Source organism: Baekduia soli (genome assembly GCF_007970665.1).
Lineage (GTDB): Bacteria > Actinomycetota > Thermoleophilia > Solirubrobacterales > Solirubrobacteraceae > Baekduia > Baekduia soli.
Window position 1 is genome coordinate 109,656 of the sequence record NZ_CP042430.1, and the last position, 25,363, is coordinate 135,018.

General features: G+C 75.6%; 26 protein-coding genes, 1 pseudogene and 1 riboswitch. Of the genes and pseudogenes, 17 read left to right on the forward strand and 10 right to left on the reverse strand.

Features of this window, described 5'->3' with window-relative positions:
• Positions 1–5 precede the first annotated feature (5 nt).
• The 6 genes from FSW04_RS25460 (at position 6) to FSW04_RS25465 (ending at position 5,398) form a co-directional block, all read left to right on the forward strand.
• Positions 6–167 carry a hypothetical protein gene (locus FSW04_RS25460; RefSeq protein ID WP_187369115.1) on the forward strand — a complete coding sequence of 54 codons (162 nt, stop codon included), beginning with the start codon at positions 6–8 and terminating at the stop codon, positions 165–167.
• A gap of 3 nt (positions 168–170) precedes the next feature.
• Entirely contained in the window at positions 171–2,372 is a 2,202-nt protein-coding gene (locus FSW04_RS00485; RefSeq protein WP_146915134.1) for a polysaccharide deacetylase family protein, read from the forward strand.
• A 165-nt stretch (positions 2,373–2,537) separates the two neighbouring features.
• The gene (locus tag FSW04_RS00490; protein ID WP_146915136.1) at positions 2,538–3,671 is read left to right on the forward strand and encodes a LamG domain-containing protein; all 1,134 of its coding nucleotides are present in this window, start codon (positions 2,538–2,540) and stop codon (positions 3,669–3,671) included.
• A gap of 67 nt (positions 3,672–3,738) precedes the next feature.
• The gene (locus tag FSW04_RS00495) at positions 3,739–4,359 is read left to right on the forward strand and encodes a TetR/AcrR family transcriptional regulator (protein ID WP_146915138.1); all 621 of its coding nucleotides are present in this window, start codon (positions 3,739–3,741) and stop codon (positions 4,357–4,359) included.
• On the forward strand, positions 4,356–5,225 hold the full coding sequence (locus tag FSW04_RS00500; RefSeq protein WP_146915140.1) for an alpha/beta fold hydrolase: 870 nt from the start codon (positions 4,356–4,358) through the stop codon (positions 5,223–5,225). Before FSW04_RS00495 ends, FSW04_RS00500 begins: the two co-directional genes overlap by 4 nt.
• 23 nt (positions 5,226–5,248) lie before the next feature.
• Positions 5,249–5,398 (forward strand): hypothetical protein, encoded by a 150-nt coding sequence (locus FSW04_RS25465; RefSeq protein ID WP_187369116.1) that lies wholly within the window; start codon positions 5,249–5,251, stop codon positions 5,396–5,398.
• 223 nt (positions 5,399–5,621) lie between these two features.
• Here the strand turns inward: FSW04_RS25465 and FSW04_RS00505 are convergent.
• Together FSW04_RS00505 and FSW04_RS00510 are read right to left on the reverse strand one after the other, a co-directional pair.
• Positions 5,622–6,415: pseudogene (locus FSW04_RS00505) on the reverse strand (VIT1/CCC1 transporter family protein).
• Positions 6,416–6,437: 22 nt separating this feature from the next.
• Complete coding sequence (locus FSW04_RS00510) at positions 6,438–7,169, reverse strand: dihydrofolate reductase family protein (protein WP_187369117.1); 732 nt, start codon at positions 7,167–7,169, stop codon at positions 6,438–6,440.
• A 380-nt stretch (positions 7,170–7,549) separates the two neighbouring features.
• On the opposite strand from FSW04_RS00510, the gene FSW04_RS00515 reads away from it, so the two are divergent.
• On the forward strand, positions 7,550–9,211 hold the full coding sequence (locus tag FSW04_RS00515; RefSeq protein ID WP_146915146.1) for a DUF6909 family protein: 1,662 nt from the start codon (positions 7,550–7,552) through the stop codon (positions 9,209–9,211).
• Positions 9,212–9,323: 112 nt separating this feature from the next.
• A complete protein-coding gene (locus tag FSW04_RS00520; RefSeq protein WP_146915148.1) occupies positions 9,324–9,761 on the forward strand; it encodes a hypothetical protein in 438 nt (145 codons plus the stop codon).
• Positions 9,762–9,780: 19 nt separating this feature from the next.
• On the opposite strand, the gene FSW04_RS00525 is transcribed toward FSW04_RS00520, so the two are convergent.
• Entirely contained in the window at positions 9,781–10,614 is an 834-nt protein-coding gene (locus FSW04_RS00525; protein ID WP_146915150.1) for a DNA-methyltransferase, read from the reverse strand.
• An 87-nt stretch (positions 10,615–10,701) separates the two neighbouring features.
• Here FSW04_RS00525 and FSW04_RS00530 point away from each other — a divergent pair, with 87 nt between their 5' ends.
• Entirely contained in the window at positions 10,702–11,778 is a 1,077-nt protein-coding gene (locus FSW04_RS00530) for a LysR substrate-binding domain-containing protein (protein ID WP_187369118.1), read from the forward strand.
• Here the strand turns inward: FSW04_RS00530 and FSW04_RS00535 are convergent.
• Positions 11,775–12,110, reverse strand: coding sequence for a thioredoxin family protein (locus FSW04_RS00535; protein WP_146915154.1), 336 nt, complete (start codon positions 12,108–12,110; stop codon positions 11,775–11,777). The genes FSW04_RS00530 and FSW04_RS00535 overlap by 4 nt on opposite strands.
• Before the next feature lie 135 nt (positions 12,111–12,245).
• On the opposite strand from FSW04_RS00535, the gene FSW04_RS00540 reads away from it, so the two are divergent.
• Positions 12,246–13,814, forward strand: coding sequence for a serine/threonine-protein kinase (locus tag FSW04_RS00540; protein ID WP_146915156.1), 1,569 nt, complete (start codon positions 12,246–12,248; stop codon positions 13,812–13,814).
• Between the two features lie 10 nt (positions 13,815–13,824).
• Here the strand turns inward: FSW04_RS00540 and FSW04_RS00545 are convergent, their stop codons facing one another.
• Positions 13,825–14,370: a PASTA domain-containing protein gene (locus FSW04_RS00545; RefSeq protein ID WP_146915158.1), complete on the reverse strand. Its 546-nt coding sequence runs from the start codon at positions 14,368–14,370 to the stop codon at positions 13,825–13,827.
• A gap of 56 nt (positions 14,371–14,426) precedes the next feature.
• Positions 14,427–14,891, reverse strand: a complete 465-nt coding sequence (locus tag FSW04_RS25470) for an SRPBCC family protein (protein ID WP_187369119.1) — start codon at positions 14,889–14,891, stop codon at positions 14,427–14,429.
• Positions 14,892–14,957: 66 nt separating this feature from the next.
• On the opposite strand from FSW04_RS25470, the gene FSW04_RS25475 reads away from it, so the two are divergent.
• The 3 genes from FSW04_RS25475 to FSW04_RS00560 all read left to right on the forward strand — a co-directional run bounded on the left by FSW04_RS25475 (position 14,958) and on the right by FSW04_RS00560 (position 17,834).
• Positions 14,958–15,557 (forward strand): TetR/AcrR family transcriptional regulator, encoded by a 600-nt coding sequence (locus FSW04_RS25475; protein WP_187369120.1) that lies wholly within the window; start codon positions 14,958–14,960, stop codon positions 15,555–15,557.
• A gap of 33 nt (positions 15,558–15,590) precedes the next feature.
• The gene (locus tag FSW04_RS00555; protein WP_146915162.1) at positions 15,591–16,751 is read left to right on the forward strand and encodes an SLC13 family permease; all 1,161 of its coding nucleotides are present in this window, start codon (positions 15,591–15,593) and stop codon (positions 16,749–16,751) included.
• Between the two features lie 69 nt (positions 16,752–16,820).
• On the forward strand, positions 16,821–17,834 hold the full coding sequence (locus tag FSW04_RS00560; protein WP_146915164.1) for an FTR1 family iron permease: 1,014 nt from the start codon (positions 16,821–16,823) through the stop codon (positions 17,832–17,834).
• A gap of 15 nt (positions 17,835–17,849) precedes the next feature.
• Here FSW04_RS00560 and FSW04_RS00565 read toward each other — a convergent pair whose 3' ends face one another.
• Both FSW04_RS00565 and FSW04_RS26650 read right to left on the reverse strand, forming a co-directional pair.
• Entirely contained in the window at positions 17,850–18,101 is a 252-nt protein-coding gene (locus FSW04_RS00565; RefSeq protein WP_146915166.1) for a hypothetical protein, read from the reverse strand.
• Positions 18,102–18,246: 145 nt separating this feature from the next.
• Positions 18,247–18,927: a transglycosylase family protein gene (locus tag FSW04_RS26650; protein WP_228430765.1), complete on the reverse strand. Its 681-nt coding sequence runs from the start codon at positions 18,925–18,927 to the stop codon at positions 18,247–18,249.
• Positions 18,928–18,937: 10 nt separating this feature from the next.
• Positions 18,938–19,105: riboswitch (cyclic di-AMP (ydaO/yuaA leader) on the reverse strand.
• 143 nt (positions 19,106–19,248) lie between these two features.
• Between FSW04_RS26650 and ftsH the strand changes: the two genes are divergently transcribed.
• On the forward strand, positions 19,249–21,285 hold the full coding sequence (gene ftsH, locus FSW04_RS00575; protein ID WP_146915169.1) for an ATP-dependent zinc metalloprotease FtsH: 2,037 nt from the start codon (positions 19,249–19,251) through the stop codon (positions 21,283–21,285).
• A 7-nt stretch (positions 21,286–21,292) separates the two neighbouring features.
• Here ftsH and FSW04_RS00580 read toward each other — a convergent pair whose 3' ends face one another.
• Positions 21,293–21,688, reverse strand: coding sequence for a hypothetical protein (locus tag FSW04_RS00580; protein WP_146915171.1), 396 nt, complete (start codon positions 21,686–21,688; stop codon positions 21,293–21,295).
• 163 nt (positions 21,689–21,851) lie between these two features.
• Here FSW04_RS00580 and FSW04_RS00585 point away from each other — a divergent pair, with 163 nt between their 5' ends.
• The 3 genes from FSW04_RS00585 (at position 21,852) to FSW04_RS00595 (ending at position 24,214) form a co-directional block, all read left to right on the forward strand.
• Entirely contained in the window at positions 21,852–23,186 is a 1,335-nt protein-coding gene (locus tag FSW04_RS00585) for a glycoside hydrolase 5 family protein (protein WP_146915173.1), read from the forward strand.
• 116 nt (positions 23,187–23,302) lie between these two features.
• Positions 23,303–23,527, forward strand: a complete 225-nt coding sequence (locus FSW04_RS00590) for a hypothetical protein (protein WP_146915175.1) — start codon at positions 23,303–23,305, stop codon at positions 23,525–23,527.
• Between the two features lie 117 nt (positions 23,528–23,644).
• Positions 23,645–24,214, forward strand: a complete 570-nt coding sequence (locus tag FSW04_RS00595) for a CAP domain-containing protein (protein WP_187369121.1) — start codon at positions 23,645–23,647, stop codon at positions 24,212–24,214.
• Here FSW04_RS00595 and FSW04_RS00600 read toward each other — a convergent pair.
• Positions 24,180–25,358 (reverse strand): helix-turn-helix domain-containing protein, encoded by a 1,179-nt coding sequence (locus tag FSW04_RS00600; protein ID WP_146915179.1) that lies wholly within the window; start codon positions 25,356–25,358, stop codon positions 24,180–24,182. The genes FSW04_RS00595 and FSW04_RS00600 overlap by 35 nt on opposite strands.
• Positions 25,359–25,363: the final 5 nt, after the last annotated feature.

Below are 25,363 nucleotides of genomic sequence, written 5' to 3' on the forward strand. Positions count from 1 at the left end.
ATCTCATGTTCCCCACCGCACCTACGCTCTCCATCGTCACCGTGATCATCGCCATCGGCGTCATCTCCACGATCGGCTTCTCGTGGATCTGGATCGCCTTCGCGGTGACCCTGATCGTGACCACCGCCATCGCGATCCATCGCTCGATCCCGCGCAAGGAGCGCTGAGCCGTGGCCCCCTTCAGCCGGATGGTCCTGCTCGCCGCCGCGGTGCTCTCGCTGAGCTCCGGCGTGGTCCTCCAACGCCCCGCCCGGGCATCGGCCGCCACCGAGCTGCTGACCAACGCGGGGCTCGAGGCCGCCGGCACCGGCGGCCTGCCCGCCTACTGGCAGCCGTCCTCCTGGGGCACCCACACCGCGGCGTTCGGCTGGTCCACCGACGCCCACACCGGCACGCACTCCGTCCGGGTCGACGTCTCGGCCTACACCGACGGCGACAGCAAGTGGGTCCCCGACGACGCGCACCTGGTGCCGGTGACCGGCGGGACCTACTACCGGTTCTCGGACTGGTACAAGGCCACCGCCAGCACCGCCGTCAGCGTGTACTACGAGACCGCCGCCGACGCCCCCGGCGAAGGCCGGTGGGCGAACCTGTTCGCCGGCATCGCCCCGGCTGCCGCCTGGACGCAGTACCGGACGGGCTTCACGATGCCCAGCGGCGCGGTCCGCGCGTACTTCGCGCACTTCATCGCCGGCAACGGCTCCCTGCAGACCGACGACTACTCGATGACCGCGGCGCCCGCACCGCCCGGCTTCGGACGGCCGTTGATCAGCCTCACGTTCGACGACGGCTCCGAGGGCTTCCACCAGACGGCGCTCGGCCTGCTCGACGCCAAGGGGTTCAAGACCACGCAGTACATCCCCACCGCGGGCCTGGTGACCAGTCCACCCGACCCCTTCATGATGACGACCGCACAGCTGGGCGACATGGCCCGCGACGGGCACGAGATCGGCGCGCACAGCGTCACGCACCCCGACCTGACCACGATCGGCGACGCGGCGCTGGCCGCCGAGCTGCAGGACCCCAAGACCCTGCTGCAGGCCATCCCGGGCGTCGGCACCGTCTCGGACTTCGCCTATCCCTTCGGCAGCTACGACGCGCGCGTCATCGCCGCCACCCAGGCGGCCGGGTACCAGACGGCCCGTTCGGTGGAGGAGGGCTACAACACCAAGGGCGACCTCGAGCCCTACGACCTCCGCGGGCAGAACATGACCAGCACGACCACGCTGGCGCAGTTCAGGTCCTGGGTGGACTACGCCGAGGCCCACAACTACTGGCTCGTCGTGATCTACCACGAGGTCGTGCCCGACTCGGCGCCCGTGTGCACCGATCCCGCGACGGTGGATCCGTGTCTGGGCCCCTACGACACGAGGGCCGGGCTCTTCCAGCAGCAGCTCGACTACCTCTCGGCCAGCGGCGCCGGCCGCGACGTCATGACGGTGCGCGACGCGCTGGCCCGGACCGGCGCCGTCGTGCTGCCTCTCGCCGGCACGGTGCAGATCACGCCGAGCCTTCCCGCGACCACCGCGGTCCTGACGGCGACCACCTCCGGGTTCCACGATCCCGACGGGGACGCGCTCACCTACCACTACCGATGGCTGGTCGACGGCGTGACGGTCACCGGCGCCACGGGCCCGACGCTGGACCTGGCCGCCGCCGGCCACGGGGACCACGGCGACGTGGTGGCGGTACAGGTCTCGGCCGATGACGGCCACGGCCACAGCACGGCGACGGCGCAGGCGACGACCACCGTCGTCAACACGCCGCCCGGCGCGGGCTCGGTGGCGCTCGACCCGCCGGCGCCCGCGGCCGGCACCGCGCTCACGGCGACCCCCGGCGGGTTCGCCGACGCCGACGCCGACGCCCTCGGCTACTCGTACGCCTGGTTCCGCAACGGCCAGGCGATCGCGGGGCAGTCCTCGGCGACGCTGCCGGCCACGGGGAGCCCGGGCGATGTGATCACGGTCGAGGTCCGCGCCACCGACGGCCACGGCGGCACCAGCGTCCCGGCCACCGCGGCCGCGACGCTCGGGGCCGCGACGCTCGGGGCCGCTGCCGAGGTCACCGGCACGACGGTCGCCCCGCCGCGCACGGGAGACCGGACGGCACCCCGGATCCGCATCACGAGCCCGACCCCGCGGACCTACCGGCTCGGCTGGAAGGTGACGATCCGGTTCACCTGCACCGACAGCTCCGGTGCGGTGAGCACCAGGGTCACGCTGCGCCGCGTCGGATCGGCGACGCGGAGGGTGCACCAGGGCACCAGGGTGCGGCTGTCGCACACCGGGACCTATGTCCTGCGCATCACCGCGACCGATCGCGCGGGCAACGCCGCGACCCGCACCGTGCGCTTCCACGTCCGGCGGCGATAGCCCTGCGGCGGATGAGCCCCGCGGCCGGGACTCATCCGCCGGGCCGGCCCCATCGTCCGAAGGTCCGCTCCGGGCTCGCCGCGGTTACCCTGACGGCTCGTGCGGTGCCCCGACGGCCCCGCACGACCCGTCGCGGTGCCCGCGAAGTCCCTGACACTCCTGCCCGTGCTGGTCCTCCTCCTGCTGGGCGGCCCGGTCACGCGCGCCGTGGCCCGGACGATCCAGTGGTCGGGCTCGACCTGGGACGTGCGGCCCGCGGGGTTCGGCGAGCCCGGTCCGACCGCCTGGACGGACTCCGAGGCCGGCGTGCACGTGGAGGGATCCGACCTCGTGCTGTCGATCTCCCGGGATGCGTCCGGCGCCTGGGCGAGCACCGAGCTCGACGGTCGCCAGCACCTCGGCTACGGCACCTACCGCTGGGTCGTCGCGTCGGACCTCAGCGCCCTGGACGCCAACGAGGTGCTGGGCATGTTCACCTACGGCGGCGCGTCGCCGTCCAACAACGAGATCGACATCGAGCCGTCGCACTGGGGCAACGCCGGCTGGCCGACCGGATCGGCGACCGTCTGGCAGGACGCCACGGCCGGCCTGAGCCAGGCCAAGACGTTCGCGTACTCGAGCCGGCCGCCGTACGTGAACCAGTTCACCTGGGAACCAGGACGGATCCGCTACCTGATCACGGATGCCGCCGGAGCCACGCTCCTGGACTGGACGGTGACCCGCGGCGTGCCGGTGCCCTCGACCGAGGTCCCGGTCATCAACTACTGGCGCTTCGAGAACGCCCCGCCGGCGGGCGTGCGGAGCATGCGGCTGTCGAGCTTCGCCTGGGTCCCGCCGGGCCACGAGGCCGACCTCCCGAGCCTCACCGGCGGGGCGGCGACCGGCGCCGCGGGCCCGGACGGCACGGCCTCCCCGGCCGCCACGCCCGCACCGAGCCCGGCCGCGGCGGGCACCGCGGCCGGCGGCTGGGACTGCGCGGTCAAGGGGTCCGGCGCGGGCGCCACGACGAACCGGCACCGAAGCGCCACACCACGCACGGCGCTCATCACCTGGAGGGCGCCCGGCCGATCGACGCTGCACGTCACGCTCCGGCGGCCGAGGGCCGGCCACGGGTTCGTGACCGTCAGGGCGCTGCGGCGCTCACTGGAGGGCGGCCCGGGGCGGCTGAACGTCACGCGTTCGCTGGGCGGCCGGCACCTGCGGCCGGGCCACTACCGCCTGGAGGTCTCGGTCACCGATGCCTCCCGGGCCCTGCGCTGCGGCCCCAAGGTCCTGGGCGTCAGCGTCCCCGCGCGCTGACCCGCGTGCTGACCCGCGCCCGACCCCGAAGTTACTGTGGGGTATACCATCTGGTAGCCTCGTCGTCATGACCCCGGACGCCTCCCCCCGCCTCACCGCCGCGCAGCGCCGCGAGCGCATCGAGCAGGCGGCCGTGCAGCTGTTCGCCCGGAACGGCTACACGGCCACGACCGTCGAGGACATCGCCCGAGCGGCGGGCGTCACCAAGCCCATGCTCTACCGGCACTTCGAGTCCAAGCAGGAGTTGTGCGTGGCGCTGCTGGAGCGCAGCCGCGACGCCCTCATCGCCGCCGCCCTGGGCCGCTTCACGCCCGGGATGGCGGACCCGGCCCCGCAGGTCCCGGCGATGCTCGAGGCGTGGCTGGGCCACGTCGAGCAGCACCCCGACGAGGCACGGCTGCTGCTGGCCCCGATCGGCGGCGACCCGGAGGTCGCGCGCGTGCAGCGCGACCTCCACGCCCGCCAGGCCGCGACCCAGACCGCGCTGCTGCGGGAGTTCGTCCCCGGCCTCGACGAGGCCGAGGCCGAGCCGCTGGGCGAGATCGTGCGCGCGACGCTCGTCGCCGTCGCGCTGTGGTGGCTCGACCATCCCGAGGTGGCGCGCGAGGTGCCGTCGCGTGCGCTGCTGCGCGCCGTCCAGGGCATCCTCACGGCGGCCGGCGCGCCGGTGCAGGGCGGGCGGCGATGACGACGCGGCGGATCGACCTGTCGGCGGGCACCATCGACTACGACGACCGCGGCGAGGGACGCGTCGTCGTGCTGCTGCCCGGGCTGCTCATGGACGCCACGCTGTACGCCGGCGTGGTCGCCGAGCTCGCCGCCGACCACCGCTGCGTGACGCCGACCCTGCCGCTGGACGCCCACCGACATCCCGTGCGCGAGGGCGCCGACCTGTCGCTGGGCGCCGTCGCCGGCCTCGTCGCCGAGCTGCTGCGGCGGCTGGACCTGCGCGACGTCACGCTCGTGGGCAACGACACCGGCGGCGCCGTGGCGCAGCTGCTCATGGCCGACGGCGCCGAGCGCGTCGGCCGCGTCGTGCTGGCCTCCTGCGACGCGTTCGACAACTTCCCGCCCGGCCTCACCGGCCGGACGCTCGTGCGGACCGGCCGCCTGTCGCCGCGGCTGTTCGGGCTGTTCATGCAGCAGATGCGCCTGCGGCCCGTGCGCCGGCTGCCGCTGGCCTTCGGGTGGCTGACCCGCCGCGGCGACGCGACGACCGCCGGCTGGCTGCAGCCGCTCCTGCACGACGCGGGGATCCGCCGCGACACCGTGCGCGTCCTGCGCGCCATCGCCGCCGAGCCGCGCCTGCTGCTCGACGCGGCCGAGCGCCTGCCCGCGTTCGACCGCCCGGTCCTCGTCGTCTGGGCGCGGGGCGACCGTGTCATGCCGCCCGAGCACGGCCGCCGCCTCGCCGAGCTGCTGCCCCATGCCCGGCTCGTCGAGATCGGCGACAGCGCGACGCTCATCCCGCTCGACCAGCCCGCGCGGCTGGCAAAGGGCATCCGCGACCTCACGGCCGCGCCCGCCCCGGCGCCCGCACCGTCGACGGCCTAGCCGGCGTCGGGCATCATGGGCACGTGCTCCCCGCGCTGCTCCTGTGCGTCCTGGTCGCCGCGGCCGTGCTGCTCGGCCGGCGCGGCCCGGGCCGTCGCGTGCAGGTCCGCTCGTGCTGCTCGCTGCAGACCTGGCCGCCCGACGACCTGACGGACCCGGTCCCGCCGGCCTGAGCGTCCCGGGCGGCACGGTGGCCCGACGCAGAAGGGGGCGCCGTCCCGCACGGCGCGCCCATCCCGCTGCGCTGCATCCTCCTGCGGGCGCTACGTCTTGACCTCGTCGGCCGCGCCGCGCGCGGCGGTTGGCCGCGTCGCGCTGGGCCAGCTCGGCGACACCGACGTGCCTGTGGCGCTCGGCGGTGCTCGGCGGTGCGAGCACCGGCGGGCCCGGGCGCCGTCAGCCGACGACGCTGGTGACGATGTGGCCGATGGCGAAGCCGACGCCGGCGCTGACCGAGCCGATGGCCAGGACCTGCAGGCCCGACCGGCCGCGAGGCTGGCGCGCGACGCGGCCCTTGACCCAGCCCAGCACGAACAGCGCCACCAGCGTGCAGGCGAGGCTGGCGATCAGCGCCGGGGCCATGAGCGGCAGCACGGCGTAGGGCCACAGCGGGATGAACGCCGCCGCGAGGTAGCTGAGGCCGACGGTCAATGCGTCGCCGAGCGCGGCGCCGCCGGCGTCGGGCGAGAGCCCGAGCTCCTTCTGGACCTTCGTGCGCAGGAAGACGGTCGGGTTGGCGGCCAGGCCCAGCGCGACGCGCTCGGCGGCGGCCCGGTCCAGCCCCTCATGCTCGAGGACGAGCGCCAGCTCGGCGACCTCGCGCTCGGGGTGCTCGGCGATCTCGGCGCCCTCGTCGCGGATCTCGGCCGCGTACAGCGCCTCCTCGGCCTCGCTGGCCAGGTAGGAGCCCCGCCCATCGCGATGCAGCCGGCCACGGCCTCGGCCAGGCCGGCGACGAGGATCGCGGGCCGGCCCGGGTTGGCGGCCGCCATGCCGGTCACCACGCCCAGCGGCACCAGCAGGCCGTCCTGGAAGCCGAGGACCAGCTCGCGCACGCGCGAGAGCTTGGAGATCCGCTCGGCCTCGCCCAGGGCGTGCTCCTCGATGTGGGCGCGGGCCTCCTCGCGCACCTCGACGCCCAGGCGCTCGGGGTCGGGCAACGGGATCGGCGACGAGGTGCTCACGTCCATAGTCTCCCAGGCGCCGCGACGGTCAGCCGGAGACGCGGTGGTGCAGGAAGACGAAGTCGCCGTCGCGATGGACGTCGTGCAGCGCCAGACGCCGCGGCTCGCCGGCCTCGAAGTCGGCCAGCACGACGGGCCCGTGGCCCACGAGCAGCGGCGACACGGTGAGGCTGAGGTCGGTGAGCAGCCCGGACTGGGCGACCCGGGCCAGGAGCGTCGGGCCGCCCTCGCAGAGGATGCGCGTCGCGCCGGCCTCGCGCCGGGCGTGCGCGATCGCGGCCGCGGCCGTCAGCCGCGCCAGGCGCACGACCCCGACGCTGGGCCGGCCGGCGGGGGCGGTGACGTCGGCCTCGGTGTAGACCGTCACGTCGAGCTGCTCGTCGTAGCCCAGGACCTGGTCGAGGTCGAGGTCGAAGCCGCGGCTCAGCGTCACGATCGGCGGGACCGGCGGGCGTCCGGCGGCCACGCGCGACGCGCTCTGGGCAGGGGTGACCAGCGCGCCGTAGCGCTCCTGCTCCAGCGTGCGCGCCCCGACGAGCAGGAGGTCGCTCGCGGCGCGCCAGGCGCGCAGCAGCTCACGGTCGGCCTCGCTGCTGAGCCCCCCGGAGCGGCCGGCGACGGCCGCGCGGAAGTCGACGGACGCGACCATCACCCCGACGACGCGCTCAGGCGGGCCGGCGGCCAGGGCGGACTGCACGCGCCCGTGCGCCCACCGGGCCTCGGGACTCGAGCCGGGCGGCGGGTCGGGCGCGTCGGACACGGCCGACATCCTAGGCGGCGCCGGTGCCCCGCCGCCCGGGAGCACCCCTGAAGGCCCCCGGGCGGCGTTGCCCGCTTGAGGAGAAGAGGAGGCTCGCGTGCGCGTGTGCGAAGACGGGCCTCCGCCGGGTGCTCGGCCCCGGCGGCCTGATCTGAAGGCCCGGCGGTGGAAGAGCATCGTGCCGCGGTCGCTGCAGGTACGTCGAGGAACAGCGACCGCGACACGTGCGAAGCGCCCCGTCCCCAGGGCCACGTTGCGGCCAGGACGCTACCCACGGGACCGCTAGCGGATTCGTCAGTCACCCTCATGACCTGCGCGCGCCGGGGCTCCGTCCGGCCGGCGACAGCCGTGTCCTGCCGGTGCGCTATACCGGCACGCCAATGCCGTCAGACGTCGAGCTCTACCAGCGCACCTACACGACCCTCCTGCGCTCCCGGGGCGAGACCAAGCTGCGGATCCTCGAGCCGTCGCACCGGGCGATGGGCTCCTCGCTGCATCCGCTGGCGGCCTCCGACGAGCTCGACCTCGGCGCGTTCCTGTACGCCACGCAGCGCCTGCCCGCCCGGATCTACGCAGGCCGCGTGGTCATCATGGGCCAGGAGGCCGAGCAGTTCGCGGTGGCCGGCATCGACTACACGCCGTGGCCGACGGTCGAGTCGCCCGCGCGCCGGCGCCGCTGGCACGAGGGTCCCGACGGGCAGTGGGTGGTCCTGCTGTCCTCCACGTCGGACGTCGACGACCTCATCCCGACGCTCGTCGCCTACCAGCTCGAGTGGAACAAGCTGCGTCGGCGGCTGCGCGCGATCGGCTGGCCGCGACCGCAGGGGTTGCCCGGCTCGGCCGAGTGCGCCCGCGCGCTGGGCGGCAGCCCCGAGGACTGGGACCGCCTGCAGGAGGCGTGGGGCACGGCGTTCGCGCGGCGGCTGGGCGAGGTGGCCGAGATCAACCTCTCGCTGCGCGTGCGGATGCTCGGGGGCTCGCAGGTCAGCTACGCGCGCATGACGCGCCGCTGGTGGGCGCCGGTGGCCCGCCGCATGGAGGACGACGGCCTGGCCGCGGCCCCGGTCTACTTCGTCTCGTCCAACACCCACTCCTTGGTCAACCTGCTCTCCGGCGACGCGCGCGCCCGCGAGCGCGAGCTCGTCGAGTGGGTGCAGCGGGCCGGGCCCAAGGACCTGCAGGAGGAGCTCGCGGCGTTCCGCGAGGAGCGCACGGCGGGCTCGTGGGACAACTTCCTGTACTTCGTCGCCCGCGACCACGCGACGGTCGATCCGGGCGCCCAGACGCCGCGGCGCGACGCCGAGGACGACGTCGGCATCGTGCACCTCGGCTCGCACACGGCCCTGCGTGTCGCGGCCCAGATCATGCCGCTGGCCCGCCTGGACCCCGCACGCCTGGACCCCCGGCTCGGCGAGGTCGATCCGGACGCGCTGCGCGCCAGCGGTGCGGTGATCGTCAACGTCGACTATCCGCTGGGCCTGGCGGCCTACAACATCCTGCGCGAGATCACCGAGGACCGCGACACGCTGCGCGGCGTCTACGTGCTGGGCAAGGCCGCGACGCTGAACGCCGACGTGGGCGACGTGATGATCTCCTCGACGGTCTTCGACGAGCACTCGGGCACGACGTACTGGCTGGACAACGCGTTCGGCTTCGACGACATCGCGCCGTACCTGCGCTTCGGCTCGGGCCTGGACAACCAGCGCGCGGTGACGGTCCGCTCGACGTTCCTGCAGAATCGCGACTACCTCGACCTGTACTACCGCGAGGCCTACACCGTCGTCGAGATGGAGGCCGGGCCCTACTGCGACGCGGTCTACGAGCTCTCCGAGGCCGACCGCTACCCCTCCGACGGGCAGGTCAACATGTCCAAGCTGCCCGTCGACTTCGGCGTCGTGCACTACGCCTCGGACACGCCGTTCACCCAGGCGCGCACGCTCGGCGCCCGCGGGATGAGCTACTACGGCATGGACTCGACGTACGCCACGTCGATCGCGATCCTCCGGCGCATCTTCACGCAGGCGGGTGCGCTGCAGCAGTAGGGGCGCCCTGGGGGCGGGGGGCCACCCGCCCTCAAGCCGGGTGCGCAACCGGCCGATGTTCCGGGTAGCACCCGCATCGCGACATGTCCCCCCGGCCCGCTAGCGTGAACTGATGGTCAACGCCGAGCTCCACACGCTCCACGACACCGATGGCGTCCCCGTCTGCAACGTGTCGTTCGACCTCTCGGCCGTGCAGGTGTCGGCTGCGGCGCACGCCGTGGAGGCCGTCCGGCTCGAGCGCCACCGCGGGCAGACGCTGTCCACCGACGACGTCCTCGCGCTGCGCGAGATCACCGGCCTGTCGGACGAGCTGCACGGCCTGGCCGACAGCCACGCCCACACGACGCTGCTGCTGACCCTGGCCCGCCTGGTGACGCTGCACGACGCCCTGAGCGACTGGGTCGGGGCGCTCGACGAGCGCGGCTGGATGCGCGAGGAGGACGAGGAGCGCCACCCGCTCGTCGTGGCGCTGCTGGCGCCGATGGCCTCCCTGCGCGCCGACGCCGTGTGCGCCGTCCTGGGCGAGGGCGCCCAGGCCCCCGGGGCCTGAGCGCGGCCGGACCCGCCCCTCACGCGACGGCGATCGCCGCCAGGCGCCGGGTGGCGACCGCGATCGCCTCGGGGTTGCTGTCGATGAGCACGTAGCGGCGGCCCGTGCGCGCCGCGACGGCGCCGAGCGTCCCGCTGCCGGCGAACGGATCCAGGCAGCGATCGCCGGGGCGGGTCGAGGCGAGCACCATGCGGCGCACGATCCCCTCGGGCTTCTGGGTCGGGTAGCCCGTCTTCTCGCGCCCGTTGGTCGGCACGATCGTGTGCCACCAGACGTCGGTGGGGAGCTTGCCGCGGGCCGCCTTCTCCGGCGTGACCAGGCCGGGCGCCATGTAGGGCTCGCGGTCGACGGCCTCGGCGTCGAACCAGTAGGCGCCCGGGTCCTTGACGTAGACGAGGATCGTGTCGTGCTTGGCCGGCCAGCGGCGCTTGGCGCGCGCGCCGTAGTCGTAGGCCCAGATGATCTCGTTGAGGAAGCACGCGCGCCCGAAGATCGCGTCGAGCGCCAGCTTGCAGTAGTGCGCCTCGCGGTAGTCGATGTGCAGGTACAACGTGCCGCTGGCGGCGAGCACGCGGTGCAGCTGCTCCAGGCGCGGGCCGAGGAACTCCAGGTAGTCGTCGAACGCGTCGCCGTAGGCCGCCTCGGCGAGCAGCCGTGTGCTGTAGCGCCGCCCGCCGAAACCGGTGCGGTCGCCCCCATCCTCGCCGGCGACCTCGGTGGCCAGCGTGCGCCGCGTCTGGCGCCGGCCGGTGTTGAACGGCGGATCCAGGTAGACGAGGTCGAAGCTGCCGTCCGCGAGGCGCGGCAGCACCTCGAGGTTGTCGCCGAGGATGATCTCGCCGTCGGCCGCCATACGCTGCACCCTACGGCCCAGGTCCTGACCGAACCCCGGTGGCGCGCGACCCTCGCCGAGACCACCCACCCCGGCAAGCCGGCGACGGTGACCCGCGACGGCTCGCCGACGATCGTCCCGACCTGGTTCGTGCTCGACGGCGAACCCGGTGTTCGCACCGGCGAGGACTCGGCCAAGGCCGGGCACTTCCGGCGCGACCCGCGCGCAGCGCTCGTCGTCGACGTGGCCCACCGCCCGCGCGCCGCCCATGGACCGCCGGGCACAATGGCGCCCATGGACCTGCGACAGCTCGAGTACTTCGTGGCCGTCGCCCGCCACCGGCATTTCCGCCTCGCGGCCGAGAGCCTGTACGTCACCCAGTCGGCCGTCTCCCAGCAGGTGCGCCGCCTGGAGGCCGAGCTCGGCGTCCAGCTCCTGCGCCGCACGAACGCGCGCCCGCCCGTCCAGGTCACCGCGGCAGGGGCCGAGCTGCTCACGCGCGCCGAGGCCATCCTCGCCGACGCCGCCGCGGCGCGGGCGGCGATGGACGCGCACGCGGGCGTGGTGCGCGGCGCGGTGCGGGTGGTGTCGACGCCGGGCGACGCGCTGCGCCTGGCACCCGCGCTCGCGCGCTTCCACGCCGGCCACCCGGCCGTGCGCATCTCCCTGCGCCAGGGCACCGCGGCCGCGGCGGCCGACGCCGTGCGGACCGGCGCCGCCGACCTGGCCGTGGTGGCGCCCGTCATGGGCACCGCCGCCCCCGAGGGGCTGGAGGCCGCGCCGCTGCGCGACGAGCCGCTCGTGCTCATCGTGGCGCCGGGTGACCCGCTGGAGGACACGGGGCCCGTGACGCTGTGGGACCTGCGCGACCGCCCGTTCATCCTCGGCGAGCCGGGCACCGCGCTGCGCGAGGTGGTCGTCGAGGCCTGCAGCCGCGAGGGCTTCGGGCCCGTGCCGCTCTTCGAGGTGGGCGACCCGACGGCCGTCCGCTTCCTCGTGCACGCCGGCCTGGGCGTCAGCCTGGTGCCGGCGTCGTGGATGGCCCAGCCCGGACCGGAGGTCGCGGTCCTGGCGCCGGCCGGCCCGGCCCCGGGCCACGCTCTGGCGCTCCTGTCGCGGCCCGGGGCGCTGACGCCCCTCGCGGGGCTGCTGGCCGCGGCGCTGCGCGCCGAGCTCGGGGACTAGGTCCCGAGCACCTCGTCGAGCTCGCGCTCCAGGCGCCGGCGCGGGCGGGCGCCGACGAGGCGCAGGACGGGCGCGCCGTCCCGGAAGAGCAGGAACGTCGGCATCGCCAGCACGCCGTGGCGGGCGGCCGACAGCGGGTGGGCCTCGACGTCGAGGCTGACGATCCGCAGCCCCGGGCGCTCCCGGGCGAGCTCGTCGAGGATGGGGTGCATGACGCGGCAGGGGCCGCACCAGGAGGCCCAGAAGTCGACGAGGACGGGCACGTCGGACTCGAGGACCTGCGCGGCGAAGTCAACGTCGGTGATCTGGGTGACGCTCGTCGTGGTGGGCATGGCCGCAGTGTCCCGGCGGCCCGCGCCGCGGTCGACGCGGATTCGTGATCGCGCCGATCAGCGCGCCTGCACGCCGGCCGCCGGCGGCCGCCGGAAGACCCGGGGCGACCCACGCGCCAGAATGTCGGGCACGAGATGGCCGAGCTGGAACCCGGATCCGAGTTCGCCGGCTGCCGCATCGAGGGCGTCCTCGGGCGCGGCGGCATGGGCGTGATCTACCGCGCGACCGAGGTGCGCCTCGGCCGTCCCGTCGCGCTCAAGCTCATCGCCACCGAGCAGGCGTCGGACCCCGACGTGCGCGAGCGCTTCGAGCGCGAGGCACGCCTGACGGCCTCCATCGACCACCCCAACGTGGTCCCGGTCTACGCGGCGGGCGAGGAGGACGGCCACCTCTACCTCGTCATGCGCTACGTGCCCGGCACCGACCTGCAGGCGCTGCTGCGTCGCGAGGGTCGCCTGGCGCCCGACCGCGCCGCGGGCATCGTCGCCCAGATCGCCGACGCGCTGGACGCCGCCCACCAGACCGGGCTCGTGCATCGCGACGTCAAGCCCGCCAACGTCCTGATCGCCGCCGCCAACCCCCCCGCCACCTCGTCGGCGGCGAACGGTGCCGACGGTTGGCGCGGACACGTGTACCTCAGCGACTTCGGCATCACGCGCGTGCAGTCGGCCGACACGCGCATCACCGACAGCGGCGGCTGGATCGGCACCGTGGACTTCATGGCGCCCGAGCACCTGCGCGGCGAGCCGACCGACGCGCGCTCCGACGTCTACGCCCTGGGCTGTGTGCTGCACAGCGCGCTGACCGGCACGCCGCCGTTCCGCCGCGAGACGGTCCCGGCGACGATCACCGCGCACCTGCACGAGGCGCCGCCGCGGCCGTCGGAGACCCCCGGGGTCCCGGAGGCGTTCGACTCGGTCATCGCCCGCGCCCTGGCCAAGGAGCCGGCGGGGCGCTACCCGTCGGCCGGCGACCTCGGCCGCGCCGCCCGCGCCGCGGCCACCGGCGCGGTGGCGTCCACCGCGCGCGGCAGCGTGGCCACGGGGGCGGCGACGCCCGAGCACGCCGAGCCCACGCGCCTGGCCCCGGCCGCCGGGGCGACCGCGGTGGCCACGCCGCCGGCGCCCCCCACGGCGGTGACGCGCGTCGCCGGCGGCCCGGACCCGGGCGACGGGACGGGCGCCGGGCGCGGCCCCGGGAGCGGGCGCCCCGAGGCCGTGCGCATCCAGCACGGGCGCCGGCGCAAGCTGGCGCTCGCCGCGACGGTCCTCGTCCTCGCGCTGCCCACGATCCTCATCGTGCGCTGGGCCGCGGGCTGGGGATCGTCGACCTCCACCGGGCCGCTGAGCGCCGGCGAGGTGCGCGACGTCGCGCGGTCGTTCGCCGACGCCTACACCAACGAGGACGATGCGGCGCTGCGGCGGATCCTCACGCCCGCGGTGCGGCGCGTGAGCCCCAACGACGTCCAGCGCGGGCGCCCGGCCGTCGTGGGCGAGTACCGCCGGCAGTTCGCCGCCGACGACGTGCAGCGCTACGCGCTGGACGGCCTGCAGGCCACAGGCGGGATGGTCGGGCGCGCCGCGGGCCGCTACACCGTGACGCGCAAGGGCGCGCCGCCGATCACCGGCAAGCTCGTCCTCGGCGTCGTGCGCCGCGACGGCCGCGCGGTCATCGACCAGATCGACACGGAGCCGCGGGCCTGACGGCGCCGGCTCAACAGGACTTCGACACGGTCACGGTGACCGTGGTGCCGGGGTCGACGCGCCGCCCGGCGGGCGGGTCGGTCGAGCAGACGACGGGGTCGCCGCCGAAGAGGTCGTCGAGCAGGCCGCCGCCCGAGGTCTGGGTGTCGGCCTTCAGCCCCAGGCCCTTGAGCTGGGCCGCCGCGTCGTCGGGGCTCAGCCCCGCCAGGTCGGGCACCCGGACGTCGACGATCCGGCGCACGCGCACGGCGGCCAGGGCGGGGCGCGCGCTGCCCGCGCTCGCCAGCACGTCGATGACGTTGATGCCGGCGGCGAGGTCGACGCCGGCGCTGAAGCGCGCGCCCGACACGGTCGCGCGACGGCCGGCGACGGTGACCTCGGCACCCGCGGGGCGGACGATGCCCTGCACACGGACCGAGGCGCTGCGGACGACGCCGAGGTCGGCGGGGGCGGTGATCTGCAAGCGCACGGGGTCGGGGGCCGCGGCCGTGCCGCCCGAGCCGCAGCCGGTGATGAGGAGGGCGCCGGCGGTGCCGGCGAGCAGGAGGGGTCGCATGGCGTGGGCCCGGCGCGGCGCGCCGGGCCCGTCAGTATCGCGCCGCCGCGCGGGCGTCAGGCGGCGACGGGAGCCGCGGCACCCTCGATCTGGGCCTTGAGCCGCGTCATCGCGATGGCGTTCTGGCGTGCGAGCCAGCGCCGTGCCATCGGCGCGAGCGCGCGCTCGTGGGCGGGTGCGCGCTCCGTGACCAGCTCGAACTCGACCTCGGTGGCCGCCGGGCCGGCCTCGCGCAGAACGTAGCTTCCGCGCGTGACGCGCCGGCCGCCCGCGCCGCGCGTGCGTTCGACGATGCGCTCGGGCGCGTGCGCCTCGCAGACCTCGAGGTCCATCCACTCCCCGCGCCCCGGGGTCAGCGCGCGGAAGCGCAGCCGGCCCCCGGGGCCGCTCGCGGGCCCGCTGAGCTGCCCGTCGGCCATGAAGTGGTCGCAGAAGGGCAGGTGGTTGGCGAGGACGTCGAGGTGCTCGAAGACCTCCCGGCGCGGGCGGTCGATGCGGATCGAGACGGTGATGGGCTTCATGGGGACTCCGGGGAGGGGGCTTGTGACACGCTGTCGCAAGACCGACGGTGCCATACTTGCGACACGGTGTCAACTTCCGCTCGAGGGCCCGCCCGCACCCCTCGGATCCCCAAGGACGAGGCCCGCGCGCGGATCCGCGACGCGGCCGCCCGCCTGCTGGCGCACGGCAGCTACCGCGACCTGTCGGTCGACGCGGTGATGGCCGAGGCCGGCCTGGCCCGGACGCTGTTCTACCGCCACTTCGACGGCCTCCCGGCGCTCGTGCTCAGCCTGCTCGAGGATCTGCGCGAAGGCCTGGTCGGCAGTGGCGACCCCGCGGATCCCGAGTACCTGCGCCGGGTCCTGGAGCACACCGTCGACGTCGCCGTCCGCCACGGCCCGATCCTGCGGGCGGTCGACGACGCGGCGCGCCACGACGCCGAGGTCGACCGGGTCTACCGGTCGTTCGTGGACTGGTCGGCGCAGTTCACCGCCACGATCTTCGCCGAGGGCGTCGCGACCGGCCGGGTCCGCGACGTGCCCGACATCACGGCCACGTCGCGCGCGCTGACGCTCATGAACGGCGTGTTCCTCATCGACGCGATGGAGCGCGAGGGCGGCCTGCAGCGCGACGTGGCGGTCGACGTGCTGTGGACGATCTGGGCGCGGGTGCTCGGGCTGGACTGACTGATGGCGCCGCGTGCGGGGAACCTGCGGCGCGTGACGGGATCCATCGCGCTGCGGCTGGCGGGCGCGCCGGTCGTGGCCGGTGCGCTGGTGGCCGTGATCGCCGACGGCCGCGCGCGCGACGCCGCCGACCAGGCCCAGGGACCGTTCCTGCTCGTCGCGGGGCTGCTGCTGCTCGGCCTGGTCGCCGACGGCGACGGCGTCTTCCGCTGGGCCAGCGCGCGGCTGCTCGGCGTGACCGCCGCGCCGCGCCGGCTGCTCGTGCTGGCCCTCGTGCTCGTCGCCGCGGTCACCGCAGTGCTCAACCTCGACACGTCGGTCGTGTTCCTGACGCCCATCCTCATCGGCGCCGCGCGCGCGGCCGGCGCCGACGAGGAGGCGTTCCTGTACGGGTCGGTCCTCATGGCCAACGCGTCGTCGCTGCTGCTGCCCGGGGCCAACCTCACCAACCTGCTCGTCCTCGCCGGCGAGCCGGTCGGCGGCGCGACGTTCGCCTGGCGGATCCTGCCCGCCGCGCTGGCCGCCGCGCTCGTGACGGGCCTGGGGCTGCTGGCGGTCGAGGAGCTCCGGGCGCGCGCCGCGGCGGCCGGGTCCGGGGACGCCGCCGTCCGCCGCCTCGCCGGGGGCGCGCGGCCGGCCACCGGCATGCGGTCCCTGGGCGCGTGCGCGTGCGCGGTCGCGGCCGTGCTCGTGCTGGCGCTGCCCCACCCCGGCCTGCCCGTGCTGGCGGTCGGCCTCGTCGTCGCCGCGGTGCGGGTGCGCCAGGGCGCGGTGAGCGGCGCGGCGGCGGTCGAGGCCGTCGGGCCCGCCGCGCTGCTGGCGCTCTTCTCGCTCAGCGTGCTGCTCGGGCTGCTGGCCCGGTCGTGGACGGGGCCCTCCGACGTGCTGGCGTCCGCCTCGGCGTGGGAGACGACGGCCCTGGGCGCGCTGTCGGCCATCGGCCTCAACAACCTGCCCGCCGCCGTGCTGCTGTCGGCGACCCCGCCCCCGCACCCGCGCGCGCTGCTCGTCGGGCTCAACCTGGGTCCCAACCTCGCGGTGACCGGTGCGCTGTCGGCCTACCTGTGGTTCAAGGCCGCGCGGGCCTGCGGGGCGTACCCCTCGGTGCGGCGGTTCTCGGCGCTCGGCGTCCCGCTGGGGCTGGCCGCGATGGCCGCGAGCCTGGGGGCGATCGCCGTCCTGGGCTCCTCCTGAGGACGCCTGCGCGCCAGGACGATCGTCGGTTAGGTGACCCTAACGCGAAGGTGCTACGGTCCCGGGCCGATGCCGTCCGACGCCGTCCGCACCTCCGCCGACAGCCGCCGCCTGGCCCTCTGGCTCGGGCTCCTGGCCCTCCTGGCCGGCGCGGTCTACGTCATGGCCACCGCGAAGACCGGCCCGGTCGACCCGACGGAGGTCGCCGCGCCGCAGAGCCGCGGCACCGTCGTGTTCAACGCGGCGATGATCGTCTTCCGCGAGGGCCTGGAGGCCGTCCTCATCTTCGCCGCGGTCACGGCGAGCTTCGTCGGGGCCAACGCCGGGCGCAAGCGGCCCGTCATCGTCGGCGCGGCCGTGTCGTTCGGCGCGACGATCGTCACGTGGTTCCTCGTGCAGGCGCTCCTGGACGCTGCCTCGCCGCTGGGGCCCAAGCTCGAGGCGATCACCGGCTTCGTCGCCATCGTCGTCCTGCTCTTCGTCCTCAACTGGTTCGTGCACAAGGTGTACTGGACGGGCTGGATCGCCAAGCACCACCGCCAGCGGCGCAAGGTCCTGGGGCGCGTCGGCGTCTCGGCGACGATGGGGCTCGTCGCCCTCGGGTTCACGAGCGTCTACCGCGAGGGCTTCGAGGTCGTGCTGTTCCTGCAGAACCTCCAGCTCAAGGCCGGCTCGGGCGTCGTGCTGGAGGGCGTCGTCGTCGGGCTGGCGTGCACCGCCGCCGTGGGCGTCATGACGTTCGTGCTCCAGCGCAAGCTGCCCTACCGCAAGATGCTCATCGCGACCGGCGTGCTCATCGGCGTGGTGCTCGTGGTGATGATCGGCGGCACCGCGCTGAGCTTCCAGGACCTCGGCTGGCTGCCGAGCCACCCGACGCCGTTCACCGTGCCGACGTGGATGGGCTCCTGGTTCGAGATGTACAGCACGTGGGAGACGCTGGGCGCGCAGGTGTTGGCCGCCGCGTTCGTCGTCGGCTCCTACTACGCCGCCGAGCGCATGCGCGTGCGGGCGCCCACCGCCCGCGGCGAGCAGCCGGCCCGGCGCGCCGAGGCGCCGCCGCGGCTGGCTTCCGACGCGGCCTGAGGCCGCACCGCCGCGTCAGTCGTCGGTCTCGACGAGGCGGACCGTGCGCCGGCCGCCGGCCAGCGCGCGCTGCCACGGCCCGTCGCCGTCGAGGTCGGCCCCGGAGTCCAGCAGCAGCGCGGCGAGCGTGAGCGCGTCGTCGCGCGGCTGGGGCGGCGACAGGTAGTCGCGGTCGGTGCGCCCGGTCAGGCCGGGGCTGAAGCGATCCTCGACCGCCACCGCGAAGCAGGGGCCGAGGGTGAGGGAGAGCTGGTCGGACGCGGACACCGCGCGCAACCATCGCACGCCCGCGCGGCCGCGGCCACGCGCGCAGGGCGGATTGCCGCGGTCCTCGCACGGGGGTGCGCAGCGGCGAGGAGAGGAACGTGGGGTCGGGACGCCCTCCCGTCGTCGCCCCGGACGGCGCCGGTCCCTACGAGCCCCCCTGGCCGCACACGGGCCAGGGCGACGTGCCCGCCTGGGCCAGCAGCGCGGCGGCGCGCTGGTCCTGCTCGGCCTCGGGCGCGGCGGCCGGGTCGTCCGTGCCGCCCATGCGCCGCCACGTCGCGCGGGTGAACTGGTACTTGCCGCGGTACTGCCCATCCGACGAGATGGCCGTCGGGTCGCCGCCGGACTCGCACTGCGCGATGCGCGCCAGCGTGCCCGAGGGCGCCGAGGCGGCGCTCGCCGACGGCGTCGCGGTGCCCGTGGCGCCCTTCAGCGGCGCGGCCAGGCCGAGCGAGCCGGCGGTCTGCGGGCCGACGATGCCGTCGACCGTGAGGCCGTGGGCGCGCTGGTAGCGGCGCACCGCACGGGCCGTGGCCGCGGTGAAGCGCCCCGTGGCCGGCAGACCCAAGGCCGTCTGCAGCGCGCTGACCGCGTCCCCCGCGGCGCCCTTCGTGAGCGTGGCCGGCGCCGGGGCCTGGGCGGTGGTCTGGCCGAGCGCCAGCGGCGCGCCGAGGGCCAGAAGGGCGCCGACCACGGCGAAGGAGGCGCTGCCGCCCCGGCGGCGGCGCCGGCGCAGCACGGCCATGCGGCGGGCGAGCGCCGCGCGGCGGCGGGAGCGCGACCGCTCCAGCGACGCCTGGAACGCGCGTTGGACTTCCTGGGACACGGCGGGCGATTCCTTTGCTCTTCACGCCTACGGGGTTAGCTGACGGGCTCGCGCTCTAGAGCTGCGCTACGCCGCGCGATGGCGGCGATTCGCCCCGTGGCGCCCGGACGGGTCCGGGCCCCAGGTGGTTCCCCCGTTCCGGGCCGCGGGCGCGGGCCGGACTCGGCTGGTTGTGCTTGCCCAAAGCGAAGCACATCCGGCCGACGGACGGAGCGCCCCCCGGACCGTTCGGGCCCGTCCCTTCCCGCTCGCAGCGCGGGTTTGCGCCGATCGGCGGACCACGGCGCCGCGCTTCGTACACTCCGGCGGGAGTCCGAGCACATGCCGCCCGATCCCGATCCCCCCCGCCGCAGGGACGACCGCCAGCCCACCCCCTGGAAGGTCGAGGGCGCGCCCGAGACCAAGAAGCAGGGGCCGATGGGCATGCCGCGGCCCCCGGGAGGCCGGCGCTTCCTGTACTTCGTCGTCGGGCTGCTGGTCCTCAACTTCATCTTCGCCTCGCTCGTGCCGAGCAAGCCGAGCCGCGCGACGGTCCCCTACACGCAGTTCCTCACCCAGGTGGACAAGGGCAACGTCGCCGAGCTCACCTCGCAGGGCGACAAGATCGAGGGCACCTTCAAGACGAAGGTCACCCCCGAGAAGTTCAACGGCAAGCAGGACAAGCCCAATACGCGCTTCTCGACGCTGCGCCCCGCCCTGGCGCCGGCCAACGACCCGCTGCTGTCCGAGCTGCGCGCCAAGGGCGTCGTCGTCAACGCCAAGCCCCTGGACAGCGGGCGCTCGTTCATCGCCGACCTCCTGCTGTTCTTCGGGCCGACGCTGCTGCTCGTCGCGCTCTTCGTGTTCATGGCGCGCCGCGCCGCCGCCTCCGGCGGGATGGGCGGCCTCGGCGGCCTCGGGCGATCGCGGGCCAAGCGCTATGACTCGGCCGACCAGACGCGGACGACGTTCGCCGACGTCGCGGGCATCGACGAGGCCGAGGATGAGCTCGAGGAGGTCGTCGACTTCCTCAAGAACCCCGAGAAGTACCGCACGCTCGGGGCCATGATCCCCAAGGGCGTCCTCCTGTCGGGCCAGCCCGGCACGGGCAAGACGCTGCTGGCCCGCGCGGTCGCCGGCGAGGCCGACGTGCCGTTCTTCTCCATCTCGGCCTCGGAGTTCATCGAGATGGTCGTCGGCGTCGGCGCCAGCCGCGTGCGCGATCTGTTCACGCAGGCCAAGGCCGCGGCGCCGAGCATCATCTTCATCGACGAGCTCGACGCCATCGGGCGCCAGCGCGGCGGCGGCGCGTCGCTGGGCGGCCACGACGAGCGCGAGCAGACGCTGAACCAGATCCTCACCGAGATGGACGGCTTCACCGGCTCGGAGGGCGTCATCGTCCTCGCCTCGACGAACCGCCCCGACGTCCTGGACAGCGCGCTGCTGCGCCCGGGCCGCTTCGACCGCCGCGTGACGGTCAACCCGCCCGACGTCGTCGGCCGCGAGAAGATCCTGCAGGTCCACACCCGCTCGGTGCCGCTGGACGACGACGTCGACCTCAAGGGCCTGGCCGCCACCACGCCCGGCATGGTCGGCGCCGACCTGCGCAACCTCGTCAACGAGGCCGCGCTGCTGGCCGCCAAGAACGGCCACCCCAAGGTCACCTCCGGCGACTTCTACAACGCGTTCGAGAAGATCGTGCTCGGCACGGAGCGGCGGATCACGCTCAGCCACGAGGAGCGCGAGCGCACGGCCTACCACGAGGGCGGCCACGCGCTGCTCGGGATGCTCGAGCCCGGCGCCGACCCCGTGCGCAAGGTCTCGATCGTCCCGCGCGGCCGCGCGCTGGGCGTCACGTTCCAGTCGCCCGAGAACGACCGCTACGGCTACGACACCGCCTACCTGCTCGGCCGGATCACCGGCGCGCTCGGCGGCCGCGCCGCCGAGGAGATCGTGTACGGGTCGGTCACCACCGGCGCCGAGTCCGACCTCGAGCAGGTCACGCACATCGCGCGCTCGATGGTCGGGCGCTGGGGCATGTCCGACGTCATCGGGCTGGTCTCGGTGATGCCGCCCGCCGGCGAGCAGGTCTACCCCGGCACCGACCCCTCCTCGGAGGCCACGCGGGAGCTCATCGACCGCGAGGTCCGGCGCATCATCGAGGAGTGCTACGGGCGCGCCGTCGAGCAGCTGCGCGAGCACCGCGACCGGCTGGACTCCCTCGCCGCGGCGCTGCTGGAGCGCGAGACGCTCGACGAGAACGACGCCTACCGCGCCGCCGGCTTCGAGCGCGGCTCGGCGCCGGGCGACCGGCCGCCGCACGGGCTCCTCAAGGAGCCCTCCAACGCCGACGCCACGCCGTCGTCGGACCTCGTCTGACCCGCGGTCAGGCCAGCACGAACGCGCGCCACATCAGCCACAGCGCGCCGAGGACCGACGCGATCGCGCCGCCGAAGACCACCAGCAGGGCCGAGGGGCCGAGGTTGAGCACGAGCGAGCCCAGGCGGATCGCCGCGCCGCCGGCCACCGCCGAGGCCACGACCAGCGCGACGAGCACCCAGAGCGGGCCGGCGACCGCGATCGCCTTGTCGCGGGTCGTCCAGGCGCGCGAGAGCAGCACCATGGCCATCCCGGCCATCCAGCCCAGGACGGGCAGGCCGACGCCGGCCACCACGAGGACCACGAGCGCGGTCAGCTCCCACGCGCCGGGGCGGACGACCTCGCCGTCGCCGTCGCCGGCGACCTCGTCCTCGTAGCGCAGGGGTCCGGCATCGATGGCCACGAGCCGGGGTTCTGCCCCGCGCCGCGGACCCCTCCCGGCCGCCGGGCCGTGCAAGCCGGCGCCCGCTGCCGCGCAACTTCCGGGGGCCGCCGGCCGTTCCCCACGCGCGGCCCTGGAGGCGACGTCCTCCCATCATCCAGCCTCCGGGGCCGCCCCTCTCCCCATGCTCCGAGACGCCCTCACCCGGGCGGCGCTGGCCGCTGCCCTCCTGCTCGCGTGCGCGGCCCCGGCCGCCCACGCATCCACTCGCGCGCCGATGTACGCCGACGCCGGGACGGCCGGGGTCGATGACGGCACGCGCGACGCGACGCTCGCCCGCCTCGACGGCCTCGGCGTGCGGGCGCTGCGCGTGACGCTGGTGTGGGCGGCCGTCGCGCCCGACGCGGGCTCGGCGGTGCGCCCCGCGTTCGACGCCGCCGACCCCGGCGCCTACGACTGGGGCGGCTACGGCCGGCTCATCGACGCCGCCCGCGCACGCGGCTGGCACGTGCTCGTGACGTTCAGCGCGCCGGTGCCGCGCTGGGCCACGGCCGCCCGGGCCGACCAGGTCACGCGCCCGTCCCCGGTGGAGTTCGGCGCCTTCGCGACGGCCGCCGGGCGGCGCTTCGGCGACGCCGTCGACGCCTGGGGCCTGTGGAACGAGCCCAACCACCCGCACTTCCTCATGCCCCAGCTCGTGCACGGCCGACCGGCCTCGCCGGCGCTGTACCGCGCCCTGCACGTCGCCGGCGTGCGCGGCCTGGAGGCGGCGGGCCAGGCCGCCGACGTCATGCTCGCCGGCGAGACCGCGCCGGGCGGCGACCGCCGCCGGTCCGTCCCGCCGCTGCAGTTCCTGCGCGGCGTCCTGTGCACCGGTTGCTCACGCCTGCGCATCGACGGATGGGGGCACCACCCCTACGCCAACCGCAGCGGGCCGTTCTACGTGCCCCCCGACCGCGACAACGTGACGATCGGCGTGCTGCGCCGCCTCGAAGTCGCGCTGGACCGCGCCGGGCGCCGCGGGCTGCGCGTGTGGGTCACGGAGTACGGCGTGCAGAGCACGCCCGACCGCCTCATCGGGGTCCCCCTGGCCCAGCAGGCCGAGTTCGCGTCGCTGTCGGAGCGCCTGCTGCGCGCCGACCCGCGCGTGGCCGCCACCGCCCAGTACCTGCTCGTCGACGACGCCGCGCTCTCGGGCTTCCAGACGGGCCTGCTGACCGCCGCCGGCGTGCCCAAGCCGAGCTACGACGCGTTCCGCCTGCCGCTTTCGGCGCGGCGCTCCGGGCGCACCGTGCTGCTCTGGGGGCTGGTCCGGCCGGCGGACGGCGCGACGTCGGTGCAGGTGCTCGCCCGCGACCGCGGCGCGGCCCACTCGACGGTCGTCGCCAGGCGCCCCACGGACGCCTCGGGCGCCTGGACCGCCCGCCTGCCCGACCGTCCCGGACGGACCTGGCGCGTGCGCTGGACGGCGCCCGACGGGGCCACGTACGCCGGGCCCCCCACCCGCGCGTACGGCTAGCCGCCAGACAGGACACGGGCCCTCCCCAGCGAAGGGGGACATCCGATCGGGAAGTATCCGCGTAACCCCCTGTGACGAACCGCGTTTGCGGGGTACTACCAGAGACCGTCACCATCATGCCCGCCCAGATCCCCACCATGTACGCCACCGAAGTCCGCCAGCACCTGATGCTCCTCGGCGAGGAGCGCGTGCTCGCGCACGAGGCGGGCCTCGACCACGACCGTGCCTACATGGCCGATCTCGAGGACGAGATCGCCCAGTACCGGTCGGCCTACATCGGCGCCGCGGTCACCGAGATCGCGATGCTGCGCGCGCGGCTCGACCGGCCCAACCAGGGCTGACCGGGCGCGGGCGCCGACCCGGCGGCCCCGTGTGCGGTTCACGTTTGACGAGGCATGGGTAGGGTTTGGACAGGGACGCGGCCCACGTGCGTCCCGGCCCCCGTCCCACCCCAGCCCGTGCGCAAGCTCCTCCTCATCGCCGCGGCCGGACTGGCCGCCTCGCCGCCCACGGTCGCCGTGGCCTCGGCCGACTCTCCGTCGGCCTGCGCCCACGCCGACGAACGCCCCGGCGCGGGCGGCGCGGCCCGGGCGCGCGACGCGGTCCTCTGCGTCATCAACGCCGAGCGGCGGGCGCGCGACCTCCCGGCGCTGCGCGCCGACCTGCACCTGCGCCGGGCCGCCCAGGGCTACGCCGACCGCCTGCGCGACCACGGCATGCTCGTCGACACGCTGGGCTCCAGCACGCCGCAGCGCCGCATCGCCGCCGCCGGGTACGCCGGCGGCGACCCGGCCGCGTTCGCCTTCGGCGAGACGCTCGGTCGCAACACGGGCGCCTCCGGCGCGCCGGCGCTGCGCGTGCGCTCGTGGCTGATGATCCCCGACACGCGCCGCGTCCTGCTCGGCCGCCGGCTGCGCGACGTGGGCATCGGGGTCCACACGACCGCCACGACGACGACCTACGTGGTCGACCTGGGGGTGCGCCGCCGGACCGTCAGCCCGAGGTCGCCGTCGCGTTCGCGTCGCTGACGCGGACCGCGAGCGCCAGCTCGAAGCGCGCCTCGGGCTCGTCGAGGCGCTCGCCGAAGAGCTCCCGCAGCTGGGCGACCCGGTAGCGCACGGTCTGCGGGTGGACGTGCAGGCGCTCGGCGACGCGGGTGACCTGGCCCGGCTCGTCCAGCCACGCGCGCAGGGTCTCCCCGAGGCGCGCGCGGACGCCGTCGCGGACCTCGTGGAGCGGCGCGAGGGCGCGCGCGGCCAGGTCGGCGGCCAGCGCGCCGTCGCCGTGCAGCAGCAGCGCGGGGAGGTGCTCGTCGGCGACCAGCAGCGCGCCGGGCTCGGCGGCCAGCAGCCCGGCCTCCAGCAGCCCCAGCGCCGCCTGGGCGCGCGCGACCGACCGCGCGGCGCGCTCGAGGCCGACCGTCGGCCCCAGCGCCGCGGGGACCCCGGCCAGGGCGGCCTCCAGCTCGCCGTGGCGCCCGGGCCCGTCGGGATCGGGGACGATCGCGATCGCCACGCCCCCCTCGGCCACCGCGATCGCCTCGGCCCCCAGGCGCAGCGCCAGGCGGTCGCCGTCGTCGGCGCGGACGACGAGCCCGGCGACGGTCGCCGGACGCGGCCACACGGCGAGCTGGGCGAGGTCGCGGACCTCCTCGGCGCCCGCGTCGTCGCGGGCCAGCAGGCGCACGAGCGCGCGCCGGCGCCGCTGGCGCTCGGCCAGCGCCGTGGACTGCTCGTCGGCGTAGCCCTCGACGGACTCGGCCGAGATGCGGTCGATGTAGGAGAAGATCGCGCTGGCCAGCCGGTACAGCGTCTCGGGATCGTGGCCGGCGGCCTGGCCGGCCTGGACGCAGCGCTCCCACGCGATGCGGGCGCCCAGGCGGTAGGCGCTGAGCAGCGCGTCGAGCGAGCGGCCGGCCCGCATCTCGCCGCGGCCCAGCGTGACGTAGATCTCGCGCGCGTCGTCGTCCTCGGCCGACGGGTCGACGAGGTCCTCGACGAAGCGGCGCAGCGCCCGCTCGACGCCGACGCGCAGCGCGCGGCCGAACGGTCCCTCCAGCGGACGGGCGTAGTCGGGCACCTCGCGGCCGATGGCGGAGATGATCTCCTCGGCCAGGCCCGGCAGGACGGGGCGCAGCGCATCGGCGAGATCGGACGGCAGGCGCGGTTCCATTTGTC

Bases quoted from the DNA above. Each gene is read 5' to 3' on its own strand.
- ftsH (WP_146915169.1), top strand. From the start codon at position 19,249: ATGCCGCCCGATCCCGATCCCCCCCGCCGCAGGGACGACCGCCAGCCC.
- FSW04_RS00525 (WP_146915150.1), bottom strand. From the start codon at position 10,614: ATGGCGGCCGACGGCGAGATCATCCTCGGCGACAACCTCGAGGTGCTG.
- FSW04_RS00520 (WP_146915148.1), top strand. From the start codon at position 9,324: ATGGTCAACGCCGAGCTCCACACGCTCCACGACACCGATGGCGTCCCC.
- FSW04_RS00545 (WP_146915158.1), bottom strand. From the start codon at position 14,370: ATGCGACCCCTCCTGCTCGCCGGCACCGCCGGCGCCCTCCTCATCACC.
- FSW04_RS00500 (WP_146915140.1), top strand. From the start codon at position 4,356: ATGACGACGCGGCGGATCGACCTGTCGGCGGGCACCATCGACTACGAC.
- FSW04_RS00515 (WP_146915146.1), top strand. From the start codon at position 7,550: ATGCCGTCAGACGTCGAGCTCTACCAGCGCACCTACACGACCCTCCTG.
- FSW04_RS00585 (WP_146915173.1), top strand. From the start codon at position 21,852: ATGCTCCGAGACGCCCTCACCCGGGCGGCGCTGGCCGCTGCCCTCCTG.
- FSW04_RS00590 (WP_146915175.1), top strand. From the start codon at position 23,303: ATGCCCGCCCAGATCCCCACCATGTACGCCACCGAAGTCCGCCAGCAC.
- FSW04_RS00495 (WP_146915138.1), top strand. From the start codon at position 3,739: ATGACCCCGGACGCCTCCCCCCGCCTCACCGCCGCGCAGCGCCGCGAG.
- FSW04_RS00600 (WP_146915179.1), bottom strand. From the start codon at position 25,358: ATGGAACCGCGCCTGCCGTCCGATCTCGCCGATGCGCTGCGCCCCGTC.
- FSW04_RS25470 (WP_187369119.1), bottom strand. From the start codon at position 14,891: ATGAAGCCCATCACCGTCTCGATCCGCATCGACCGCCCGCGCCGGGAG.
- FSW04_RS25460 (WP_187369115.1), top strand. From the start codon at position 6: ATGTTCCCCACCGCACCTACGCTCTCCATCGTCACCGTGATCATCGCC.
- FSW04_RS00540 (WP_146915156.1), top strand. From the start codon at position 12,246: ATGGCCGAGCTGGAACCCGGATCCGAGTTCGCCGGCTGCCGCATCGAG.
- FSW04_RS00560 (WP_146915164.1), top strand. From the start codon at position 16,821: ATGCCGTCCGACGCCGTCCGCACCTCCGCCGACAGCCGCCGCCTGGCC.
- FSW04_RS00535 (WP_146915154.1), bottom strand. From the start codon at position 12,110: ATGCCCACCACGACGAGCGTCACCCAGATCACCGACGTTGACTTCGCC.